Origin of the sequence: Stenotrophomonas sp. 2YAF22, assembly GCF_052114665.1 — a bacterium.
Taxonomy (GTDB): domain Bacteria; phylum Pseudomonadota; class Gammaproteobacteria; order Xanthomonadales; family Xanthomonadaceae; genus Stenotrophomonas; species Stenotrophomonas indicatrix.
Genome location: NZ_JBFRFE010000534.1, coordinates 1 through 3,090, shown reverse-complemented (window position 1 = coordinate 3,090; position 3,090 = coordinate 1). Strand labels below are relative to the sequence as shown.

The following is a 3,090-nucleotide window of genomic DNA, read 5'->3' as shown; positions in this document are numbered from 1 at the left end:
GACGAACAGTTCGTGCTTCAGCACGCGAGCACCGCGTGCCACCAGGTCAACCGGAATGCCGACCCGCGCATGCACATCGCCGATCACCCGCTGCGCGGCGACCGTAGCGGCAATACCATCCGCATCGGTGGTCAGCAGCTGGGCCAGCCAACGCTGCATCGCTGGTTGCAGGCGCTGCTTGACCTGTTCGTGGGACAGGAAGCGGCGCGCACGCGTGTCCTGCAGCAGCACTTCGTAGAAGCGCTGCGCCAGCGTCGGCGGTGCATCGGCGGCCACGGCATGCAGCAGCGCGGCGGCGGCGGGGCCGGCCAGCAGCAGACACTGCTGCCAGGCCTGAGCCAGCGGTTGGCTGGCTTCGTCCAGTTGGGGTGTATCCACGTCGATCTCTAACGGCGCACAACAGACCACGGTATCGGCCGCGGCTGTCGACGGTTGATGGCAGGGAAGCCGGCCAGTTTAAGCGCCATGCAGGACGAAAAACGCGGGTGAAGCACATGCCGGCCGATGCCGCAATGCGTTGACGCATTTGAGAATCACTCGCATTTGTGAAAAAATGACGGCAGGAACCGGCATGCGGGCATCCCGCAGTGATCGTTCCGCCTCCCCCGTCGCCGCCTCGTGCCCTATGCCAGAGGCTTCCGTTGCCCTGCCAGAAGGTTCAGAACATGCCTGCAAACACTCTTTCACCGCGCCCGCTGGCGCTTGCCGTCGCTGCGCTGCTGGCCACCGCTGCCGTCACCGCCCAAGCGGAAACCGATGCCACCGATATCGACACCGTGCATGTCACTGCCTCGCAGATCGCGCGGCAGGCGCTGGGCACCTCCACCATCACCGCCGAGGACATCGCCAAGCGGCCGCCGGTCAACGACATCGCCGAACTGCTGCGGACGATGCCCGGCGTCAATCTGACCGGCAACAGTGYATCGGGCCAGTACGGCAACAACCGGCAGATTGATCTGCGCGGCATGGGGCCGGAAAACACCCTGATCCTGATCGACGGCAAGCGCGTGGGTGCACGCGACGCGGTGCGCATGGGCCGCAGTGGCGAGCGCAACACGCGCGGCGATACCAATTGGGTGCCGGCGGAAATGATCGAACGCATCGAAGTGCTGCGCGGCCCGGCAGCGGCACGCTATGGCTCGGGCGCCTCCGGTGGCGTGGTCAACATCATCACCAAGCGCCCGACCGGCGACCTGACCGGTGCGGTTGACCTGTACGGCCTGGTGCCCGAACACAGTGCCGAGGGCGGCAGCGAACGCCTCGGCCTGCAGCTGAGCGGGCCGATGACCGACACGCTGTCGTTCCGGTTGTACGGCAACCTCAACAAGACCGATGCCGATTCGCTGGATCTCAACCGCAACTTCGCCACCGGTGCCAATGCGGTACCGCCGGCGGGCCGCGAAGGCGTCAAGAACCGCGACGTCAACGCGCTGCTGCGTTGGGACGTGACCGCCAACCAGGTGGTCGAGTTCGAGGCCGGTACCAGCCGCCAGGGCAACATCTATGCCGGCGATCGTGCGGTCAGTACCACTGGTACCTCCACCGGCGTCGACCTGGCCGCGCTGGCCGAGCAGCAGGCCGAGACCAACCGCATGTACCGCACCACCGGCGCGATCACCCATCGCGGACGCTGGGGCGATGTCAGCTCGCGGCTGACGGCAGCGGTGGAAGGGGTCAACAATTCGCGCATCAACGAAGGCCTGGCCGGCGGCCCGGAAGGCAGCTTCAATGGCGCCGACTGGTCGACCTCGCGCCTGCGCAACTACCAGTTGGACGGCGAAGTCAGCTTCCCGACCACCCTCGGCGGTGCCGAGAACGTGTGGACGCTGGGCTTCGAGTACCTCGACAGTCGGCTGACCGATCCCTATTCGATGAGCCAGTCCAGCAGCAGCGGTGGCGGCATTCCGGGCCTTTCGGCCGATCGTGCACGCGGCAAGTCCGATGCACAGACCACCGCCGTCTACGTGGAAGACAACATCTACCTCGGTGAGCGCTGGATCGTGACCCCGGGCCTGCGTTTCGACCATCACAGCCAGTTCGGCAACAACACCAGTCCGAGCCTCAACGCGCAGTTCCGGCTCGACAGTGACTGGGTGGTCAAGGGCGGCATCGCACGCGCCTTCAAGGCGCCGAACCTGTACCAGTCCAACCCGGACTATCTGTATTACACCCGTGGCAACGGCTGCCCGAACGCGTTGCCGAGCCTGGGCGCCGGCTGCTACATGCAGGGCAATGCGGATCTCAAGGCAGAGACCAGCCTGAACAAGGAACTGGGCGTGGAGTGGGCACCGCAGAGCGGTTGGCAGGCCTCGTTGACCTATTTCCACAATGACTACAAGGACAAGATCCAGGCCGGTTACACCCAGATCGGCCTGACGGCCGACCGCAAGGGCCGCATCTTCCGCTGGGAGAACGCACCCAAGGCCATCGTGCAGGGGCTCGAGGGCAACCTGGTGATCCCGCTGCTGGGCGAGCAGGGCGACCGCCTGAAGTGGAGCAACAACTTCACCTACATGGTGGAGAACGAAAACAAGAGCACCGGCCAGCCGCTGTCGGTGATTCCCAAGTACACCGTCAACACCATGCTGGACTGGCAGGCCAACGAGCAGCTGTCGCTGCTGCTGACCGGCACCTTCTACGGCAAGCAGGAACCGGCCACGGCCAACATCAACAACGATCCGCGCTGCACCGCCAACTGCGATGCGTCCACCGTGCTGCAGACCCGCGGCGCGTACAACGTCTGGGGCGTGAGCGCGCGCTACAAGGTGACCGACACGGTCAGCGTGGGCTTCGGCGTCAACAACCTGGCCGACAAGCGCCTGTTCCGCGAGGCCAACAGCAGTGACGCCGGTGCGGCGACCTACAACGAGCCCGGCCGCGCGTACTGGGCCAGCCTGCGTTTCGGCTTCTGATCATCAGGCGGTGGTGCCGGCCGTCGGCCGGCACCCTCCCGCTTCGCGCCAGCCGTGCATGCCTGCAATGTTATAAACACCGTGATAGTTTCCCGACACCCGCCGGCGTAGCCTGACTCCCATCGCTAAGGAGCTGTTGCCATGGGTCACGACCACGATCACCTGCCATCCGAGATCC

2 protein-coding genes are annotated in these 3,090 nt (G+C 65.5%); one reads left to right on the top strand and one right to left on the bottom strand.

The genetic code is table 11. The annotated features are described in order from the left end of the window. Positions 1 to 378: protoglobin domain-containing protein (locus tag AB4Y84_RS17725; protein ID WP_442250562.1), on the bottom strand; the 378-nt coding region annotated here is incomplete at its 3' end. A gap of 287 nt (positions 379 to 665) precedes the next feature. Between AB4Y84_RS17725 and AB4Y84_RS17720 the strand changes: the two genes are divergently transcribed. Next, entirely contained in the window at positions 666 to 2,912 is a 2,247-nt protein-coding gene (locus AB4Y84_RS17720) for a TonB-dependent siderophore receptor (RefSeq protein WP_442250561.1), read from the top strand. Positions 2,913 to 3,090: the final 178 nt, after the last annotated feature.